We start from the raw sequence: 17117 nt of genomic DNA on the forward strand, positions 1-17117 counted from the left end.
GCCTTCCTCCAACCCTGGATGGCAGGGGGAAGGCGCAGGTCCGGGTGGTCTCGGCGAAGGATCAACGACCGCTCCCGGGCGCTACGGTGGCGCTGCTGCGGGACCCCATCGATATCTCGACGCCGCTGGAGACGGCCGTCACCAACGCCCAGGGAATCGCGCTCTTATCCGAGGCGCCGACAGGCGTGGTCCACCTGTGCGCCCGAGGTGTCGGACACGGCGAGGCCTGTGAGCACGACCTCGGGCTCGTCGCGGGCGGGAGCATCTCCACGGTGCTGGCATTGCCTCCAGGGGCGACCCTCCGCGGACAGGTACACAACCTGGATGGCACGCCCGCGGTGGGTATGAGGTTGATGGCGCTCAGCGTTCCGTCCCACCCCCGGCAGATGCCCACCCAGGCGGTGACGGATGCGAATGGCCGCTACATCCTGGACGGCGTCACTCCTGGCACGGTGCGAATCCATCCATTCACGGCCGAGGCCCGGGCCCATCCGCGTGAGGCGGAGGTCCAGGCCGAGGCATGGGCGACGCTGGACATCCAGCTCGCGGGCTTCACCCCGGTGACGGTGAAGCCCCGGCGCAGCCGCAGCGTCAGGTGGCGCCACTTCCAGCCGGCCGCTGACGACGACATCAAGGCGGTGTCGGTGGGCGTTCCCCTGCGACGACAGGACGACGGCACATGGACAGGCCTGGTCGAGGCCGGGAACCACACCGTCGCCGTCACGGGCTACCACGGGTGGCGCGACTTCCACGGCGGGAAGGAGGTGGCGCTGTCACCCGGGGAGCCCGTGGGCGTGCAGGTTCCCTACGACCCGAGCACGTTCCTCGTCGTCGGCCCACCGCACGCGCCCACGCCCCGGTACTTCGAGTTCGCGGGACACGTCCTCTTGCCCGACGGCACGCCGGCACAGGGAGCACGCATCGCGGTCGCGCAGCCGCCGACGTACTGGCTGCGCTGCGGGAACACGACTCCGACCTACCAGCACGTCCGGTTCGAGGGCTCCGGCTTCGCGGTGAAGCCCGCGGCCGGACATCGGACCGTCTATGCGTGGCTCGACGATGGCCGCGCCGGAAGCGTGACGGTGGAGGGCAAGGAAGGCGAGCGCATCGTCGCCGACATCCGCCTGGAGGACACGGGCGCCGTCGTGGGCAGCCTCGACCCGCCGGCCGAACCCTCCTTCGCACAGTGGCCCTCTGTCCGTGTCTGGGATGACGACGACCGCCCGCTCAAGCGCATCACCGGGGATGGACGCTTCATCATCGCGGGGCTTCCGCCGGGCGACCACGCGTTGAGCCTGGAGCAGGACCCCAGGCGGCATGCCTTCGTCATCCATCCCGGGCAGCGAACGGACCTGGGACACCTGCGGTACGAGGTCTCCCAGTAGGGGCCGTCGCGCTCCTTCGACTTCGTCAGGACCCCGTGCGTCGCATGGGCGGTGGCCACGTGCTCGGTGCATTGGTAGCCGAGGGCCACCGTGTCGATGCCGCGTCTGGAACACCTTCGTACCGAAGCCCCAGTGGTGCAGCGCGGGGCCGTACTCCGGGCCTCACGCGGCGCGCTCGAGCACCCAGACGCCATAGGTCACCTTCCCGAGCAACAGGAGGATGTTCCACTCGTCATAGGCACACAGCACCTCGAGCGCGTCGGCCCCCAGCCGGGATTCCATCTGCTTGCGCGCCCGCCGCACCTTCGCCAGCCGGAGCGCGTGGCGAGCCATCCCCTCGTCGAGTTCCTCCAGGTACGGCGAGCCCTCGTCCGTCGTCGTGCCGAACTCCACGATACGCAGCCCGGCGGCCTCGCAGTCCGCGGACATCCGCTCTCGTGACAGTGTCGCGGGGTTCAGGCCCAACCGCCACGTGACGCGCTCCATCTCGCGAGGCTCCAACAGCTCCGTGGCCAGCGCGCTGCAATTCATCATCGAACCACCCGGCCGAAGGACACGCGCGCACTCCTTCATCGCACCCTCCAGGTCCTCGGCGTGGTTGAGCATGTCCAGACACCAGACGAAGTCGACCGAAGACGTCTCCAGCGGCAGCCGCTCGATTCCGCCCCGCGCGAAGCTCACCCGTCCCTCCACCCCTTCCCGTCGGGCCCGCTCGGCCGCGAGCGACAGGTTCTGCTCCAACGGGTCCACCCCGACGACGTGCCCCTCCAGCCGCCGCGCCAGCGCCACCACCTGACGCCCCTTGCCACACCCGACGTCCACCACGCGCGAGCCCTTCCCCACGCCCCGCCGCGCGGGAATCGCCTCGAGGAGCTCCGACATCGGCCGCCCACCGGGCGACGCGTCCAGATACGCATACCGCGTCCCCTCCTCCTCCAGGAATGGCCAGAGAAAGTCATAGACCGCGGCGCTCCGCTCTTGCAGGGTCGACATAAGACAGACACCCCAGCAGACCTCCGCCACCGGAACAAGAGGGCAACCGCGCGGCTTCCGAGGGAACAACAACACCCCCGCGCGTCAAGGGGTGAAGCCCGTCCCGGAAAGATGCCCCACGCCGTGATGACCATGTGGCCCGCCGTGAGGAACCCCATCCCATCCACCGCGCGGCTCGGCGACACTGGCCGGGGGCCACGTGAGGTCGTGCGTGCAACCGAAGGACGAGGACGTCGAACGGACCGAAGGCTACTACCACCGCTATGGCGAGGCCGTGTACCGGCGCTGCCAGCGATTGCTCGGGGACGACGCGCAAGCCTGGGACGTGACACAGGAGGTGTTCCTGCGGGTCCACGTCCATCTGAAGCAGGTGCGCGAGGCCACCTCTCCGCTCTCCTGGCTGCTCACCGTGGCGGACCGCCAGTGCTTCTCGCTGCTGCGCCGCCGTCGCACCGAGCGCACCTCCGCCATCACCCTGCGCGCCCCCGCGGACGACGAGCTGGACACCTCGATGGAGCGGTTCGTCACCGACGCGGACCTCCTGAGACACGTGCTCGCCCACTGTCCCGAGGACGTCCAGCGCATCGTCGCGCACCGGTTCCTCGATGAGCTGGAACAGGAGCAGATCGCCACCCTGATCGGCGTGTCCCGCAAGACCGTCCAACGAAAGCTCCAGACCTTCTTCGAGACAGCCCGACGCCTCCTCGAGGTCTCTCCGAGCGCCATCTCGTGGAAAGGACCCGCCTCCGCATGAGCCCCTCACCCCTGCCCCGCTTCCCAGGCGTCCCGGAGCTTCTGATTGAACGCTACCTCTGCGGTGAAGTGACACCCGAGGAGGCCCGGTCCATGGAGGAGGCCGCGCGCCAGATGCCCCTGCTCGCGGCCCACCTGGAGGAGCGTCGCGCCGCCCGGAGCGCCTTCGCGCGGCGGCGCCCCTTCACCGTCATCGCGGCACGCCTGTATGAGCCCGCCCCCGTCCACCCCTGGGCAAGGCCGCTGCGCTGGGCCCAGCCAGCGCTCGCGCTCTGTGCCCTGCTCGCCCTGGGCCTGCCGCTCCTGCGCCCCGCGCCGGACGTCGAGGAGCGGATCCGCGTGCGCGGAGGACTGACCACGCGCCTGCACGTCAAGCGCGGCGACGCCGTCTTCGAGCAGGCCCTGGATGCGGCGCTGCGCCCCGGAGACCGCGTGCGACTGGAGGTCGAGGACCCGGTGGGCGGCGCGCTGTACGTGCTCGCCGTCGACAGCCGCGGCCAGGTCACTCCGTTGCATGGCTTCGCGGAGACCGGCGGCGCGCTCCGGCTGGAGCCTGGACGGATGTCTCTCCCCGGAAGCCTGGAGCTGGATGCGGGCCCGGAGCGCGAGGCGCTCGTCTTCGTGCTGACGGCATCCTCCCCCGAGGCCCCCTCGCCGACAGCCGTGCGGCGGTGGCTGGAGCAGGCCGCCCGGACCACCCGCTTCCCTCCCCCCCTCGAGCCACTCCCGTCCCTGCGCCACGTGGTGCGTGAGCTGCGCCGGGAGCAGCCCTGACCTCTCGTCGCCTCGACATGTCCCACGCCACGACCGTGCCGCGTCTTTCGGGATGAACCCACCACGGGAGCGAAGCATGACGAGACGATGGCGACACGGAGTGCTGTGCCTGGGATTGCTGGCCGGAACCTCGATGGGATGCGGCGACATCCTCGGCGAAGAGGGCGAGGACGACGCCCTGTTCACCGTGGAGGGCTCGCTGGTCTCGTCCGAGTCACTCGACGACACGCGCCGCAAGAAGCTGCGCGTCGCCCTCCATTGGGAGCACTGGCCCGAGGCCACGGCGGAGTGCATGAAGACCATCACCACCCTGAGGGATTACAACAAGTGTCTGCGCCTGAGCCCGTCCTCCACGTACTCGCGACAGGGTGTGGACGTGAAGGTGGATGGCCGCTTCCCCAACACCTTCAACATGCCCGTGCGCAAGCTGCCCGAGCCGGGCATCCTCAATGGCGACGAGGGCACGAAGTTCGGGCTCGCCTACGTGCTGGCCTACGTCGACGGCAATGGCAACGGGAAGCTGGACCCCGTGAGTCTGACCGCGACGAGCAGCCCGGACGAGGTCATCGGGCACCAGGAGGGCTACACCCTCGACGCGCTCGTCAATCACTACGTGGTGTATCGCGAGGGCGCGCTCCACCCCTTCTACGCCGCCATGTTCCCACACTGCCCCGAGCCGCCGCAGGGCTACTCCCTGGTCACATATCGCTACAAGGAAGACCCGTCGCTGCCTCCAGGCCACACGTACTTCGACGGCTGCGACGTCAACAGCGGCCGCGTGAAGATGGACCTCTTCATCGAGCTGGACGGACGCTTCCGCGGATACGTCTGCGAGCACAACACAAGCGCCCTGCGCACACAGGTGCGCGCCGCCACCGCGACGCCGCCTCCGTCAGGCAGCGAGACGTATTGCAGGAACTTCAGCTTCAACATCCAGGAGCCGGCCCTCTACGTGAATCCGCATCCGGAGCGCTACTGCGTCGCCGCGAACACCCAGGTCTACACCCTGCGCGACTACTGGGACGGGACGTGGGATGACCGCGCCACGCCGCCCGCCTGGTGGCCCTGCGCGACCACCCCCTGACACCCGCCCTGCGTCCCCGTGCAACGCGCCTGCGTTCCGGGGACAAGCAGCGGGCCTCCACCAGGGTCCTCCTCGCTCCAGAAGCCCGCGGGCTTCCACTGGTACGTGCCTTGCTCAGTGGGAGCCCGCCTCGTGACTCATCCCTGACGAAGTCCCTCCGCGAGAGGTCTCCGGGAAAGCCCCCCTCCCGGAAGCGCCGTCCTGTCACCCGCCGTTCTCCGCGGCCATGTCCTCGTCAGGGCTCGGTCTCGAGGTCCCCCTCGAGGAAGGTCCATGCCCCCGACCCAGAACAACACGGCCGTGTTCCTGATGGACGGCGAAGAGTACTTCGACATGTTCCGCGACTGCCTCTACGAGGTGCGGGACGCGCAGCCCCACGCGAAGACCTATGTGCGCCTGGGCTGGTGGTGCCTCCAGCACGACACCCTGCTCGACCGCCACGCGAACCGGAACTTCGGAGAGGTCCTCAAGGAGGTCGCGGACGCGGGCCACCACATCGACATCTGCCTCTGGCAACCCGACGACCTCACCGTCAAGGGGCTCGAGCTCGCGAAGATGTCGGACCACTTCTCCCTGCAGACGCTGGCCAAGAACAAGGCCACCCAGGCGCTGCTGCACAACCACAACCAGCGCATCCAGGTGTACCTGGAGAAGCACAGCGGCGCCGGCGTGGGCTACTCGCTCCACCAGAAGATCGCCATCTTCTCCATCGCCGGCACGCTGAAGGTGCTCGTGGGCGGCTTCAACATCGAGCACGAGTACTGGGACAACATCGCCCACTCCCGGCCCTACGGGCACTCCTGCCACGACACCGGCGTGCTGCTCCAGGGCCCCGTCACGCTCGACATCGAGTCGGAGTGGCTGCGCCGCTGGAGGAAGCAGCTCCCCACGCTCAGCCTGTTCGGCAAGCCGCACCCCGCCGCCGCCCGCTCCACCCTCCAGGCCACCGCGAATGACCAGGTCATCCAGGGCGGCAACCTCACCATCACCGCGCTGACCACCAACAGCGAGTCGTTCTCGAATCAGACACACATCCGAGACAAGCTGGTGGACCTCATCTCCCACGCGAACAAATACATCTACATCGAGAACTTCCAGTTCTTCAATCCAGAGCTGGTGAAGGCGGTGCGCACGCGCATCAAGCAGCTGGGCGCCAAGCAGCTCAAGGTGGTGCTGGTCATCCCGGATCCCCTCCATGACTCCGACAAGGGCGTCACGTACCTGACGCGCATCACGTACGCGATGATGGCCATCGAGAGCGGCTACCTGGACGAGAACTGCCTGGCCGTGGAGGTCATCGACGGCGAAATCACGACGCACGTCGACCCACGCACCCAGGGGACGAAGACGTACTCCAAGGACGACTACGTCTGGGAGGTGTACGAGCCCTCCATCAACCTGCATGACTGGCCCCAGCAGGACTACCGCCTGCGGCTGACGCACAAGAAGACCCAGGCGAGGACGGAGGTGCGGCTCGACGCCGTCCTGAGGTTCATCCACAAGGGGACGGGCCAGAAGAGCAAGGCCCAGCCCAAGCACGACGACGTGGCGCCCAAGATCCAGGTCTACTTCCCCTACCGGTACGGGGGCCTCAACCAGGCACCGGAGACCGTCTACCTGCACACCAAGCTGATGATCATCGACAGCCAGCACGTGGTGCTGGGGAGCGCGAACTTCGACTGCCGGGCCATGGACTACGACGGCGAGCTGGACGTGCACATCGACGACGCGGCCTTCGCGACCACCGTCAAGGCGAGGCTCGTCAACCACTACGGCATCCACGGGATGTATGAAGTCCCGCGCGCGTGCTGGAACGACTCGGCCGAGGAGCGCCACCAGGCGAACTGCGTGGGGCTCGCGCGCAGGGACCCCAAGGACCTCTGGGCCATGTTCGAGAACGTGGGCAGCTCGAAGAAGTTGAAGTTCACCTGGCTCTGAAGCCAGTCACGCCAGGAACCACACATGACCCTCATCGGACAGTTCAACAACAACGGCACGCGGCTGAACCTCCTCCAGAAGAAGCCGCTGTTCCTCCACCACACCCACCGGCCCGCGCCCGGCTGGTACAACCGCACCAAGCCCCTGGCCGGGAACGCCCCGTTCGTGCACCTGCTCGCGACCGACGTCGCGGCGATGGTCGTCGGAGGCGTCGTCGGGGCGCCCAACAACGCCGTCATCGAACAGAACAACATCGACATCTACCTGGACATCACGGCGGGGAAACAGGCCTTCTTCAGCAACGCGCCAGCCAACGAGCTCCACGCCTATCAAGTCAATCCAGGAGGGGCGCTGGCCTGCCAGTACTTGAGCTGGGAGGACTCCTGCATCGTCTCGATGGACCTCTCCAACGTGGGGCCGCCCCTGATGATGTCGGGCCCGTTCAACGGCTGTCATTTCTATGTGACGCAGGACACCGTCACGAACCAGGTCCGGGTTCATCACGCGAACGCGAACAAGATTGGCATGTCGACCGACCACAACCGGCCGGACCTGGCCGAGGCCTACATGGACGGGCTGATGGCGGCGGCGCAGGGCCCCAACGAGGTCATCACCCACCAGATGCGCAAGGACGACTACCTGGCCAGGGTCTGGGACCCCATCGCGGGCGCGAAGGTCGAATCCCCGGTGACGCTGGCCTACCGCAACTACAAGCAGGGACAGGGCCGCACGAACGTCGCGCTCCATGAGACGATGTGCCTGGTCTTCGGCATCCGCACCGCCGTGAACACCTGGGACTTCTTCTTCCACGTCGCGGGCGTCACCGACTACAAACGCTCCGGGCTGCGCTCGAACCGCCAGGGCTACCTGAAGACCGTCATCCCGTGGCAGGCGATTTGAGCGGGGCCCCGCCTCCTCACGGGGGCGGGGCGAAGTCTCCCGTGGAGAGCTGGCACCCGTGACCGCGGGGAGCCGCCGGCTCGAGCAGCGCCAGGGCCCGGGCGCGCGTCCGCTGGATGCACTCGCGGGTCCAGTGACCCAGCTCCGCCTGGGATAGCAGGCCGTGCCGCGCCAGGAAGTCCTCGTCGACGCCCGGGATGGGCGGGAGCGAAGGCGTGCTCCGCGCGTCCAGCTCCGACAGGGCCCGCCGCAGGCCGGCCTCCGCGCTCCCTGCGCCTCGCTCCAGCGCGAAGTCGAGGACATCCCAGCCCAGTTCGGCGTGCCGCGCCTCGTCCTCGGCGATGACCGACAGCGTCTCGCGCACCACGGGGTCCGCGGCACGCCGCGCGCCCTCCGCGGCCACCAGGGAGGCCACGCCCTCCGCGAGGCACCCGTCCAGCAACGAGCCGCGCGCCAGCCGCGCCCAGGCCTCCTCGGAGCCCGTCGCCATGGGCTTCACGCCCTCCTGCTCCAGCTCCGGAATGGGCCCCGCCGTCCAGTCCACTCCCGAGAAGGCCCGGGCGAGCGCGAAACACCTGCGTGCGTGGCGGACCTCGTCCAGCGCCGCCAGGTGGCAGTCCTCCAGCAGCGCCGACGGCGCCCCCATCGCGGAGAGCCGGAGCGACAGCTTCGCGAAGGCTGGCACCGACGCATGCTCCATCCGCGCCGAGGTCATCCACGCCTCCCCGAGCACCGTCCGCTGCCACGTCGTGAGCCCCGAGACCTCCGGCACGGCGTCATCCGCCCAGCCCGACCCCAGCGCCCGGCGGGCCACGCGGGCACGCCCGCGCAGGCGCAGCACCCGCCCCTTGGAGAAGTTGGTGTTGGAGAAGAAGTCGACGACGCTCCAGATGAGCCACGCCAACCCGCCAGCCGACAACACACCCCCCGCGATCAGCAGCCCGGCTCCGAGCCGACGCGTCTTCTTCGAGTGGGTCCTGGGGAGCGCGAAGACAATCCCCAGGATGAAGGACACGGCAATCGCACAACCGAGGATCACCGCCAGCTCCAAGGCCATCACATCCCTTTCGTCGAGTCAGCCCACGATGTCATGCACCCCGAATGCCCACCAGCGCGTCAGGACTTCCGCGGTGGGAGGCCAGACACCACCGTGCAGGGGACGGCACGCCGAGCGGGCGAAGCTGTGCAACCGGCTGCACGGTGGAGCAGGCATCTCAGTCCTCGACTTCCGCCTCGTCCCACTGCTGGTGGTTGAGGTTGGGGTCGCGGTTCGGGTCGTAGTTGGGGTCGTTCGACGGGACGTACTGGCCGTTGCCGTTCATCCAGTACTGATTGGCGCCCGTCTGGACCTGATGCCGGGTGCCCGTGGCGGTGTTGCGCACCGTCTCCTCGTCCTTGATGTAGTTGACGAAGCGGTGGTGCATGCGGTCCGACGTGGCGTCGCGGCTGGCGTAGGTCTCCGCGATGGACTTGTTGATGGCGTCGTTCTTCTCGTGGAACGCGCGCTGCTGCGCCTCGAAGGCGGCCTTGTTGGCCTGCATGCGCTGGTGGTGCGCCGCCCAGCTCGCGCGCTCCCGGGCCATCTCGCCCTGGTTGTAGGCCTGGACGTACTGCGGATTGTAGCGCGTGCCCGCGAGCGCCTGGAGGACGACCTTCTTGCTCTCCTCGTAGCGCTCCTTGGGCGCGTCAAGCGCGTGCGTGTAGTAGTTCCAGGACACCATGTTGCCCAGGTCCGTGGCGCTCAGGTGGACGACCATCATGTACGGCTCACCGCGCTTGTCGGTCCACTCCGTCACCTTCGCCAGGAAGAGCTGGCGCATGGGGGCGACCTTGTAGAGCAGGTCCGAGAAGCCCTTGTCGGACGCGGCGATGTCCGGCGCGTCGTATTGCTTCACCAGCTTCGCGCCCTCCTTGCGAGCAATGGGCACCAGGTCCTGCTGGATGACCTGGTCGATGGACTCGAAGCGCCGCATCGGCTGGCCGCTGCGCGCCGCCACCTGCTGCATCATCGGGTCGCCCGAGAACATGAACGTCTTCATGGGGACCATGTAGACATTCACGTTGCCCGGTCCGCTGATGACCGCCTTGCCGTTGTTGACGATCCAGTTGTCCGGCAGCGGCATCGCCGCCATCTCCATGAACTTGTCGTCGAACAGCTTGTGCATCACGACCTTGCCGTTGGGTGGCACCTCGAGTCGCTTCTCGACTTCGGGTGCCCCAGGACCCGGTGTGTCACCCTCGACCTTGTTCTCGCGACAGCCGCCGACCACGACACACGACGTCACGAGCGGAATCATCAGCGCCTTCATCGGAGTTCCCCCTCCTGGACTGCCTTGGCATCCAGGCTACCAGAGGCCCGGTGCGGGGGACAGCCGGGCCCCTGGCGGGCTCACAGCTCCGGGAAGATGAGCAGGCCTCGCTGCGAGTCGACGACGTAGACATAGCCGTCCCCCGGGACGCGGATGCCGACGGCGCCCTCCCAGGAGGAGACGTTGAGGAACACGGGGTCGTGCTCCCGCCAGGTGTGGTGATAGGCGATCTCCCGGGGACGGCTCGGGACGGTGACATCCAGGACGCGCACGCCGTGCTGGAAGTGCGCCAGATAGAGCCGGTTGCCGACGAGCTCCATGTTGTGGATGGAGACCTCCGGCGACAGCTTGTACTCGCCGATGAGGGTGGGGTTCGCCGGGTCGTTCAGGTTGAGCACCCGCAGGTGGGCGCCCCACCCCTCGCCGCCCTCGAACGCGATGAGGTTGTTCTGGAAGTACGCCACGCGCGAGTAGTGGCTCATCGCGTTGGGATACTCGTACGCGCCCAGCTTCTTCACGTTCGCGGGGTCGCGCGCGTCGAGGATGAGCAGGCCCGCGCCCCAATGGTTGACGAAGAGCAGGTGGTTCAAGGAGGTGGCGTCGTGGGGATAGGAGTTGCGCCCCGGCATCCGGGAGCTCTCGTCCCGGTAGCTGCCCAGCAACACGGGCTCGCGCGCGTGGGTGACGTCGAAGATGAGGACGTCCCCGTTGTCCATGGCATACAGCCGATTGCCATTCACGAAGAGGGTATGGGTGCTGCGCCGCATGCCGCCCGACAGGTCCTGGATGAGCCTGGGGGACGCGGGGTCGGAGATGTCGAACACCAGGACGCCCCGGGCCGCGCTGGCGACATAGAGCGCGTCGTCCTTCGCCCAGACCCCGTTCCAATAGGCATCATCGGGGTGCGTGATGGACGCCACCAGGCGCGGCGCGGTGCGGTCCGCGAGGTCGAAGACGAACAGACCTCCCTCCCCCGGGAAGAACGCCTCGATGTTCACCACGTACGCGTGCCCCTTGGTGACGTAGACATCCACTCCCATGCCCGTGTTCGCCCCCGTGGAGGCCTCGCCGATGAGTCGCAGCCCGCCCGAGGACTCTGCTTCCCCGGGCCGGCGGCGGGTCCGGACGCTCTCGAAGCTGAGCACCCGGGGCGGCTTCCCCGCCTCGCAACGGACGTCACAGCCCAGCACACGGTCCGTCCCCACCGCCCGGCACCCCAGCTCCGCCGTCACGCTGTAGGGACGGCCGGGAATATTGGCGGTCGACACCAGGAACATCGGGTGGGCCGCCTCCGGGTCGAGGAAGTAGTACCGGCCCAGCAGCTGATCGGTGCCGCGCCCCGGCCCCGTCGAGGTGTCGTGGAAGCGCGCGTTGAAGGGGCCCGAGGTGTCCACCCGCTTCAGGCTCTCCAGATCACAGCCCGTCAGGTCGTAGGACTCCAGCTTGCCGCAGTCATCCGGGGTGCTGACGGAGACCCGGAGCGCGCAGCTCACGGCCGGCGGTGGCCCCAGGTCTCCCGGGTCCGGCAGCGGCGTGCCGGGAGACAGGTCCACCGGCACCTCGATGACCTCACGGTCCGGGCTGTCGCACCCGCCCGCGCCAGCCAGCCACCACACCACCGCGACGACGACCCACGTCCACTTCACCATGTCTGCCCCCGGGGATGGGGCCGGCGCGAGCGGGATGGACGTGCACGGAGGAAGGCCGACCCGGAATCCCTCGAACGAACAGGGGCCCTCCCCATATCGCGGGTCCGCGGACGCCGTTCAATCCCTGACATCCGCGTGGGAACTGGGGCGTCAGAAGATGGTCCGCACGCTCCGGTCCCCGGCGATGTACTGGTTCAGCGTGTAGCCGAAGTCGGACGTGCACGCGTGGTTGAGCTTCCGGACCAGGCCATACAACACCCGCCCCAGAGGCGAGGAGTCGAGCACGGAGCGGACGCTGTAGATCTCCTCGTGCTCGGTGACCTTCAGGTCCTGGTCGAGCACGACCTTGTGCACGGCGTGGTACGTGAAGGTATCCCCCACCAGCGCCTGCCAGGGCCGCAGGGCGAGGAAGTGCTTGAAGACGAGCGAGGTCTTCACCTCGGCCATCACGACATGGGAGCCATCCGGACGCCGCGACTCGGTGACGTCGCCGAAGGCCATGCGACAATCCGAGAGGAAGGTCCTGTTGACATACACGAGCCGCCGGGCGCGCTCCACCCCCCGCACCGTGACGAGTGGGTCATGGAACGTGGTGTCCGGGTGATAGTGCCTCGACGCGGCGGCGCGGGGACGGTGCTCATCACAACCATAGAGGATGGGCAGGAAGCTGCGGACGAGCTCGGCGGGCCCCCGGGGCTCCGAATGCAGCGGGGTGGTGTGCGCGACTTCCCTCATGTGGAACTCCTCCAACGACGATGTGAAACCAGACGGCCCGCGGCCGCTCAGCAGGCGCGAGCCAGCGGGCCGCTTCGCGGCGCGAGTCACGCTCCACCTCGTGCCCCGCCCGCCGGCACTCGGCCGCGGACACGACGCCGCCGACTCCCGCGCCAAGGACAGCCACTCGGAATCGCCGGTCGAAAGCGCGGCCTCTGGGAATGACTCTCATGGGGGTGGCGCCGATGGTGTCCGCTCGGGCCGGGGCTCGAAATCGCCTGCCGGTCCCGGATGGCTGTCGCCTGCACGACCAAGGCGCGCCCCCGTCCTCCCACGAAGAAGGCCCCGGCGCGCTGGACGCGCCGGGGCCCTTGGACTTCAGGATGTCAGGGACTTCACGGCAGCGGCGGCAGCGTCAGCACGCCGTTGCACTGGCCGGGCGTCGAAGGCACGCCGGTGCCGCCCCAGGGCGCGCCGGTGTTCACCACCACGCTGCCACCCGGAGGCGGCGGGCAGCCGTAGCCCTGGGCCTGGCGCACGACGATGTTGGCGTTGGCCGGCAGGTTGTAGAGGACGTCCGTGCCCGCGCCCACGCAGATGTTGCGCGTCTGGCTGCCACCGGTGGGGAGCGGAATCTCCAGCTCCAGGCAGATGGGCAGCGTGGTGCCCGGCGGCAGCGCGGCCGCGTTCACGTCGATGCGCAGACAGGCGGGGTTGGTCTTCTCGATGTCGGCGTTGATGAAGCCGACCTCATTGGTGTTGGCCGTGAAGCCGCTGTTGGAGATGCGCGCGCAGTCGTCCGCGTTGCAGCTCACCGTCTCGCGGTTGTTGCACTGCACGGGGTTGCCCGTGCGGGTGCCGTTGGTGGGCTGCTGCCGCCACTGGTTGGAGCCCACGGGCATGGACCAGAAGGCGATGTTCGCCGGGGCCGTGGGAGCCAGGTCATTCGTCAGCGGGATGAAGACACGCGCGGTGGCGCCCGGGGCCAGCTTGAGCAGCTGCCCCCTGCCGTCGCGGACCTCCGTGTAGATGGCGCCGCGCGACTCCAGGAACACCTGCTGGCCCGACAGGTTGACGGCGCCGTCGGTGCCCGGCATCGCCAACAGGCCCGTGTCGATGTGACGCACGCCCACCGTGAACGGGCCCTGCACCTGCTCACCCGAGGGGCCGCGCAGCGCGGACAGGTTCACCTGGATGGAGGCGCCGTTGCGCGGGTCCGTCACCACGACGGTGCCCGACGCGCTGAACGTCTGCCGGTGCAGCGAGTGCAACACGAAGCGCGCCCCGAGCACGTTGCGCGTGACGGCGCCCACGTAGGGCATGTAGCCCGGAACATCGATGGTCACCGGCGTGCCCATGGGCACCGCCGCCGTCACCGAGAACGAGCCGTCCGAGGCCGACGTCCCCGCGGCGCTGCCGACGCGCACCCGCGCCCCGGCGAGCGGGACTCCGGCCGCGTTGGTGACGACGCCACAGATGGTGGTGCCGGAGCTGGCGGGCGTACACGTCACCAGCGGCTGCACGTGCTCCACCGCCGCGGGAGCCTCCGCCTCCCCCTCGGGCGCACCACAGGCCGCGCCCAGCAGCATCGTGCCGCTCAGCGCGCCACACAGCCACATCCACCGCTTGCTGACCATTGCCGACAGAGACATCACATACCTCCCCGTTGAAGAAAGGCGACGCCTCGAGGGCGCCACCTTCCCGCATGGTATGTGATTCATCTGACGTTGCCACGGCGGCGCGGGATGTTTCAATCCCAGCACCAATCTCCATCAAACACAGACACGTCACGAAGGACCCGAGGCGATAGCGACTACACGTGTGACATCCCGCGCTACAAATCAAAGCCTCGCGACCCACCCATGTAGCCTGGAATGTCACAGGAGGGTGCGAAACACATACGGGGTTCCCGCATGGCCCGGTGTGCCATGGCGTCGACACACGAGGACGTCAGAGCGCGAGCGGCTCCTCGGCCGGTGCGGGCGTGGCGGACTTCTCCGACACGGACTCGGCGCAGAGGGTGGAGCCGTTCATGGCGCATCGGCCTCCGTCCTCCAGGTCGAACTGCCAGCGGTGGCGCGGGCAGACCAGGTACCTGCCCTCCTCCACCCACCCCTCGGACAGGTCCGCGCCCTGGTGCGGGCAGAAGCGCTGCACGGAGAAGCGCCGGTGGCCCACCGTCACCACGGTGCGCTCGCGCTGGGACTCGGTGGAGCGCACGCCCTCGCAGAAGGCCCGCATGTCCTCGATTTCGACGCCGAGGAAGCCGTGGAGGATGGGCTCGTAGACGTCCGGGAAGCGGCTCAGCCGCAGGCGGAACGACAAGAGGAAGTCCTCCCACGTCAGCTTCCGGTCCAGCACGCGCACCATGTCCGCGGCGCTCACCTTCATGGTGTAGCGCGTCGTCTCGCGAATCTCCGCCACCTCGTCCACGCGCCGGCCCTTGAAGTCCACGCGCAAGAGGCGCTCGGGCAGCTCCGTCAGCTCCACGTACAGCGGCATCCCCACCCGCTCGTGCAGGTCCAACAGGTCCAGCTTGCGCTGCAGCTCCACGCGCAGCCGGGCGTGGATCTCATCCACCTCCGCGCGCAGCATGTTGCGCCGCCGCTCCCGGAACAGGTGCGCCATGTCCGCCGCGTAGGTGCGCAGGTAGGACTCGAAGCCCTCCTCCGTCAGCCGCGCGCCGTCCAGCGAGACGTACTCCAGCGAGGCCGCGTCCAGCACGTCCCCCGGCATGGGCTCCAGGAAGCGGGTGTGGGCGCCGGGCAGCCGCTGCTCGAGGAAGCGGAACAGCGTGGTGGCGTTGGGGAAGATGTTCACCTTCTCCAGGTTGAGCGCGAACAGGGCCGGGTCCAGGAAGCACGCGGGGCCGGCCGAGGCCAGGTAGGCCCGCGGCTTCACCACCTCCAGCGCGCGCGCCACCGCCTCGAACTTGCTCTCGCGCTTCTTCAGCGAGATGGCCGCGTAGGTCTCCGGCGTGTACTCGTAGCAGGTGGGGTGCCAGATGGCGCCGGAGAACTGGGCGGTGAAGAGGTCGATGGGCCCCTCCTCCTCGCAGATGCGCGCCAGTCGGTCGTGCAGCTTGCAGTCGTTGAGGTTGACGAAGCACTGGCCGTCACCGCGCACCATGATGGCGGAGTCGCGGTTGGTGCCCTGCTCGGACACGAAGAGCTTGAGGTAGCCGCCCTTGATGGGCACCTCGCGCCCGTCCTCGCAGGCGATGACGCGCTTGCAGCCGTAGCGGGCGAAGATGTCCTGCAGCTCCGAGCGCTGGAAGCGGGGAATCACCACCGTGAAGTCCCGGGTGCGGAGGCTGGCCAGGAACTCCGGGTCGAAGTGGTCCTTGTGCTCGTGGCTGACGTACAGGTAGCGCTCGCGGCCGGGCGTCTCCAACAGCTCGCGCACGCGCGGGGCCAGGTGGTGGTTGCGGGGCAGCTGCATCCACGCCGAGTCGAACGCCCCGCGCGGGGACAGCCACGGGTCCATGACGACGACGCTCCCCGCGCACTCCACGGCGAAGCCTGCATGGCCCAGGAAAGTGATTCGCATGTCCCCGCCCCCCCACCGAAGCGGCCCGACGACGCGCCGAGGCCGCACACACACCCGAGTCGCCGCCCGCTCTCACGGCCGGCGTGAAGTAGGCTGCGAACGGGGTGTCACCTGGACCAGCGGCCTTCCAGTCCCGGCTCGCGTCCGCGTCCCGACACGACCCGGGCAGGAGACACGAAGGGCGCGGAAGGAGGACCTCCCGCGCCCCGGTGTCGTCGTCGGTGGGGACGGCTCAGCGACTACGGCTGGATTTCACGGACGGACAGCCACTTGAAGTCGACGTCCTCCGCGTTGTCCCAGCGGAACGTGGCGATGGGGCCACCCCAGGTGATCGGCATGGCGCCCACGGAGCCGCCGCAGTGCCCGGCGTCCCCGCCCCAGTCCCCAGCGTCCACCCAGTCGTAGACCTTCTTCCACGTCACCTTGTCGGCGTTCTCGTTGACGTACATCTCCAGCCGCACGGCCTCCTTGCCGCTGACGGTGGTGTTGCGCATCACCGCCTTGAAGCCCACCCAGCGCCCCTTGAGCGCGGAGGTGGCCGGCTTGTACGGCGCCTGGTCGTAGGAGACATGCCACGTCTCCTTCTGCCAGCGGGCGCGGCCGTCGTAGTGCAGGCCGCCCTTGTAGCTGCTGCCCTCGCAGCCGGAGTTGTTGTTGTTGTGCTTGCCGCCGCGCGCGTACCAGTCGAAGTTGTCCGAGCCGTCCGACGCGGCGTTGAGCTTCACGAAGCCCGTCATCTCGACGTTCTTCCAGTCGTTGGGCGCCTGCATGTAGCCCCGGCTGGCCAGCACATCCCGGTCATACGTCGGAATCTTCGCGGCGGAGTAGCCGGTGGAGGTGGTGACGCCCATGCGCACCTGGCTGTGCTTCATCTTCCACGAGCCGTCCGCGTTGCGGGTGATGGCGCGCTGCGGGTCGAACCGGGGGTCCGACGTGGGGTCGTCCGCCAGCGCCCAGGACTCGCCGCCCGCCTTGGACGGGTGCAGCCGCGTCACGCCGAACTTGTCCACGGAGGGCTGCTCGGGAGTCGGCTCTGGGGTGGGCTCGGGCGTCGGCTCGGGTGTGGGGG

General features: G+C 68.6%; 14 protein-coding genes. 6 read left to right on the forward strand and 8 right to left on the reverse strand.

Annotated elements, in window-relative coordinates; genetic code table 11:
- Positions 1-1385: carboxypeptidase-like regulatory domain-containing protein (locus FL311_RS29870; protein WP_141330413.1), on the forward strand; the 1385-nt coding region annotated here is incomplete at its 5' end.
- Positions 1386-1547: 162 nt separating this feature from the next.
- Here the strand turns inward: FL311_RS29870 and FL311_RS29875 are convergent.
- Positions 1548-2378, reverse strand: a complete 831-nt coding sequence (locus tag FL311_RS29875) for a class I SAM-dependent methyltransferase (RefSeq protein WP_141330415.1) — start codon at positions 2376-2378, stop codon at positions 1548-1550.
- A 211-nt stretch (positions 2379-2589) separates the two neighbouring features.
- Between FL311_RS29875 and FL311_RS29880 the strand changes: the two genes are divergently transcribed.
- From FL311_RS29880 to FL311_RS29900, 5 genes are all read left to right on the forward strand, one after another.
- The gene (locus FL311_RS29880; protein WP_141330417.1) at positions 2590-3132 is read left to right on the forward strand and encodes an RNA polymerase sigma factor; all 543 of its coding nucleotides are present in this window, start codon (positions 2590-2592) and stop codon (positions 3130-3132) included.
- Positions 3129-3905, forward strand: a complete 777-nt coding sequence (locus FL311_RS29885; protein ID WP_141330419.1) for a DUF4384 domain-containing protein — start codon at positions 3129-3131, stop codon at positions 3903-3905. The genes FL311_RS29880 and FL311_RS29885 overlap by 4 nt, the downstream gene beginning before the upstream one ends.
- 76 nt (positions 3906-3981) lie before the next feature.
- The gene (locus FL311_RS29890; protein ID WP_141330420.1) at positions 3982-4989 is read left to right on the forward strand and encodes a hypothetical protein; all 1008 of its coding nucleotides are present in this window, start codon (positions 3982-3984) and stop codon (positions 4987-4989) included.
- Positions 4990-5262: 273 nt separating this feature from the next.
- Complete coding sequence (locus FL311_RS29895) at positions 5263-6927, forward strand: phosphatidylserine/phosphatidylglycerophosphate/cardiolipin synthase family protein (protein ID WP_141330422.1); 1665 nt, start codon at positions 5263-5265, stop codon at positions 6925-6927.
- A 24-nt stretch (positions 6928-6951) separates the two neighbouring features.
- Positions 6952-7827, forward strand: a complete 876-nt coding sequence (locus FL311_RS29900; RefSeq protein WP_141330424.1) for a hypothetical protein — start codon at positions 6952-6954, stop codon at positions 7825-7827.
- Positions 7828-7843: 16 nt separating this feature from the next.
- Here the strand turns inward: FL311_RS29900 and FL311_RS29905 are convergent, their stop codons facing one another.
- The 7 genes from FL311_RS29905 to FL311_RS29935 form a co-directional block, all read right to left on the reverse strand.
- Positions 7844-8884, reverse strand: coding sequence for a ferritin-like domain-containing protein (locus FL311_RS29905; protein WP_141330426.1), 1041 nt, complete (start codon positions 8882-8884; stop codon positions 7844-7846).
- Positions 8885-9041: 157 nt separating this feature from the next.
- The gene (locus tag FL311_RS29910) at positions 9042-10136 is read right to left on the reverse strand and encodes a hypothetical protein (RefSeq protein ID WP_141330428.1); all 1095 of its coding nucleotides are present in this window, start codon (positions 10134-10136) and stop codon (positions 9042-9044) included.
- Between the two features lie 80 nt (positions 10137-10216).
- Positions 10217-11785 carry an LVIVD repeat-containing protein gene (locus FL311_RS29915; RefSeq protein WP_141330430.1) on the reverse strand — a complete coding sequence of 523 codons (1569 nt, stop codon included), beginning with the start codon at positions 11783-11785 and terminating at the stop codon, positions 10217-10219.
- 150 nt (positions 11786-11935) lie between these two features.
- Positions 11936-12520: a hypothetical protein gene (locus FL311_RS29920; RefSeq protein ID WP_141330432.1), complete on the reverse strand. Its 585-nt coding sequence runs from the start codon at positions 12518-12520 to the stop codon at positions 11936-11938.
- A gap of 374 nt (positions 12521-12894) precedes the next feature.
- Positions 12895-14151, reverse strand: a complete 1257-nt coding sequence (locus FL311_RS29925; protein WP_141330434.1) for a carboxypeptidase-like regulatory domain-containing protein — start codon at positions 14149-14151, stop codon at positions 12895-12897.
- Between the two features lie 298 nt (positions 14152-14449).
- The gene (locus tag FL311_RS29930) at positions 14450-16048 is read right to left on the reverse strand and encodes a Rieske 2Fe-2S domain-containing protein (RefSeq protein ID WP_141330436.1); all 1599 of its coding nucleotides are present in this window, start codon (positions 16046-16048) and stop codon (positions 14450-14452) included.
- A gap of 239 nt (positions 16049-16287) precedes the next feature.
- Positions 16288-17117, reverse strand: an 830-nt coding sequence (locus tag FL311_RS29935; RefSeq protein WP_141330438.1) for a carbohydrate-binding protein, incomplete at its 5' end; no start/stop codon positions are given.

This window comes from Myxococcus sp. AB025B, assembly GCF_006518215.1.
GTDB classification, from domain to species: domain Bacteria; phylum Myxococcota; class Myxococcia; order Myxococcales; family Myxococcaceae; genus Myxococcus; species Myxococcus fulvus.

Bases quoted from the DNA above. Each gene is read 5' to 3' on its own strand.
- FL311_RS29920 (WP_141330432.1), bottom strand. From the start codon at position 12,520: ATGAGGGAAGTCGCGCACACCACCCCGCTGCATTCGGAGCCCCGGGGG.
- FL311_RS29910 (WP_141330428.1), bottom strand. From the start codon at position 10,136: ATGAAGGCGCTGATGATTCCGCTCGTGACGTCGTGTGTCGTGGTCGGC.
- FL311_RS29885 (WP_141330419.1), top strand. From the start codon at position 3,129: ATGAGCCCCTCACCCCTGCCCCGCTTCCCAGGCGTCCCGGAGCTTCTG.
- FL311_RS29905 (WP_141330426.1), bottom strand. From the start codon at position 8,884: ATGGCCTTGGAGCTGGCGGTGATCCTCGGTTGTGCGATTGCCGTGTCC.
- FL311_RS29930 (WP_141330436.1), bottom strand. From the start codon at position 16,048: ATGCGAATCACTTTCCTGGGCCATGCAGGCTTCGCCGTGGAGTGCGCG.
- FL311_RS29890 (WP_141330420.1), top strand. From the start codon at position 3,982: ATGACGAGACGATGGCGACACGGAGTGCTGTGCCTGGGATTGCTGGCC.
- FL311_RS29900 (WP_141330424.1), top strand. From the start codon at position 6,952: ATGACCCTCATCGGACAGTTCAACAACAACGGCACGCGGCTGAACCTC.
- FL311_RS29915 (WP_141330430.1), bottom strand. From the start codon at position 11,785: ATGGTGAAGTGGACGTGGGTCGTCGTCGCGGTGGTGTGGTGGCTGGCT.
- FL311_RS29875 (WP_141330415.1), bottom strand. From the start codon at position 2,378: ATGTCGACCCTGCAAGAGCGGAGCGCCGCGGTCTATGACTTTCTCTGG.
- FL311_RS29895 (WP_141330422.1), top strand. From the start codon at position 5,263: ATGCCCCCGACCCAGAACAACACGGCCGTGTTCCTGATGGACGGCGAA.
- FL311_RS29925 (WP_141330434.1), bottom strand. From the start codon at position 14,151: ATGTCTCTGTCGGCAATGGTCAGCAAGCGGTGGATGTGGCTGTGTGGC.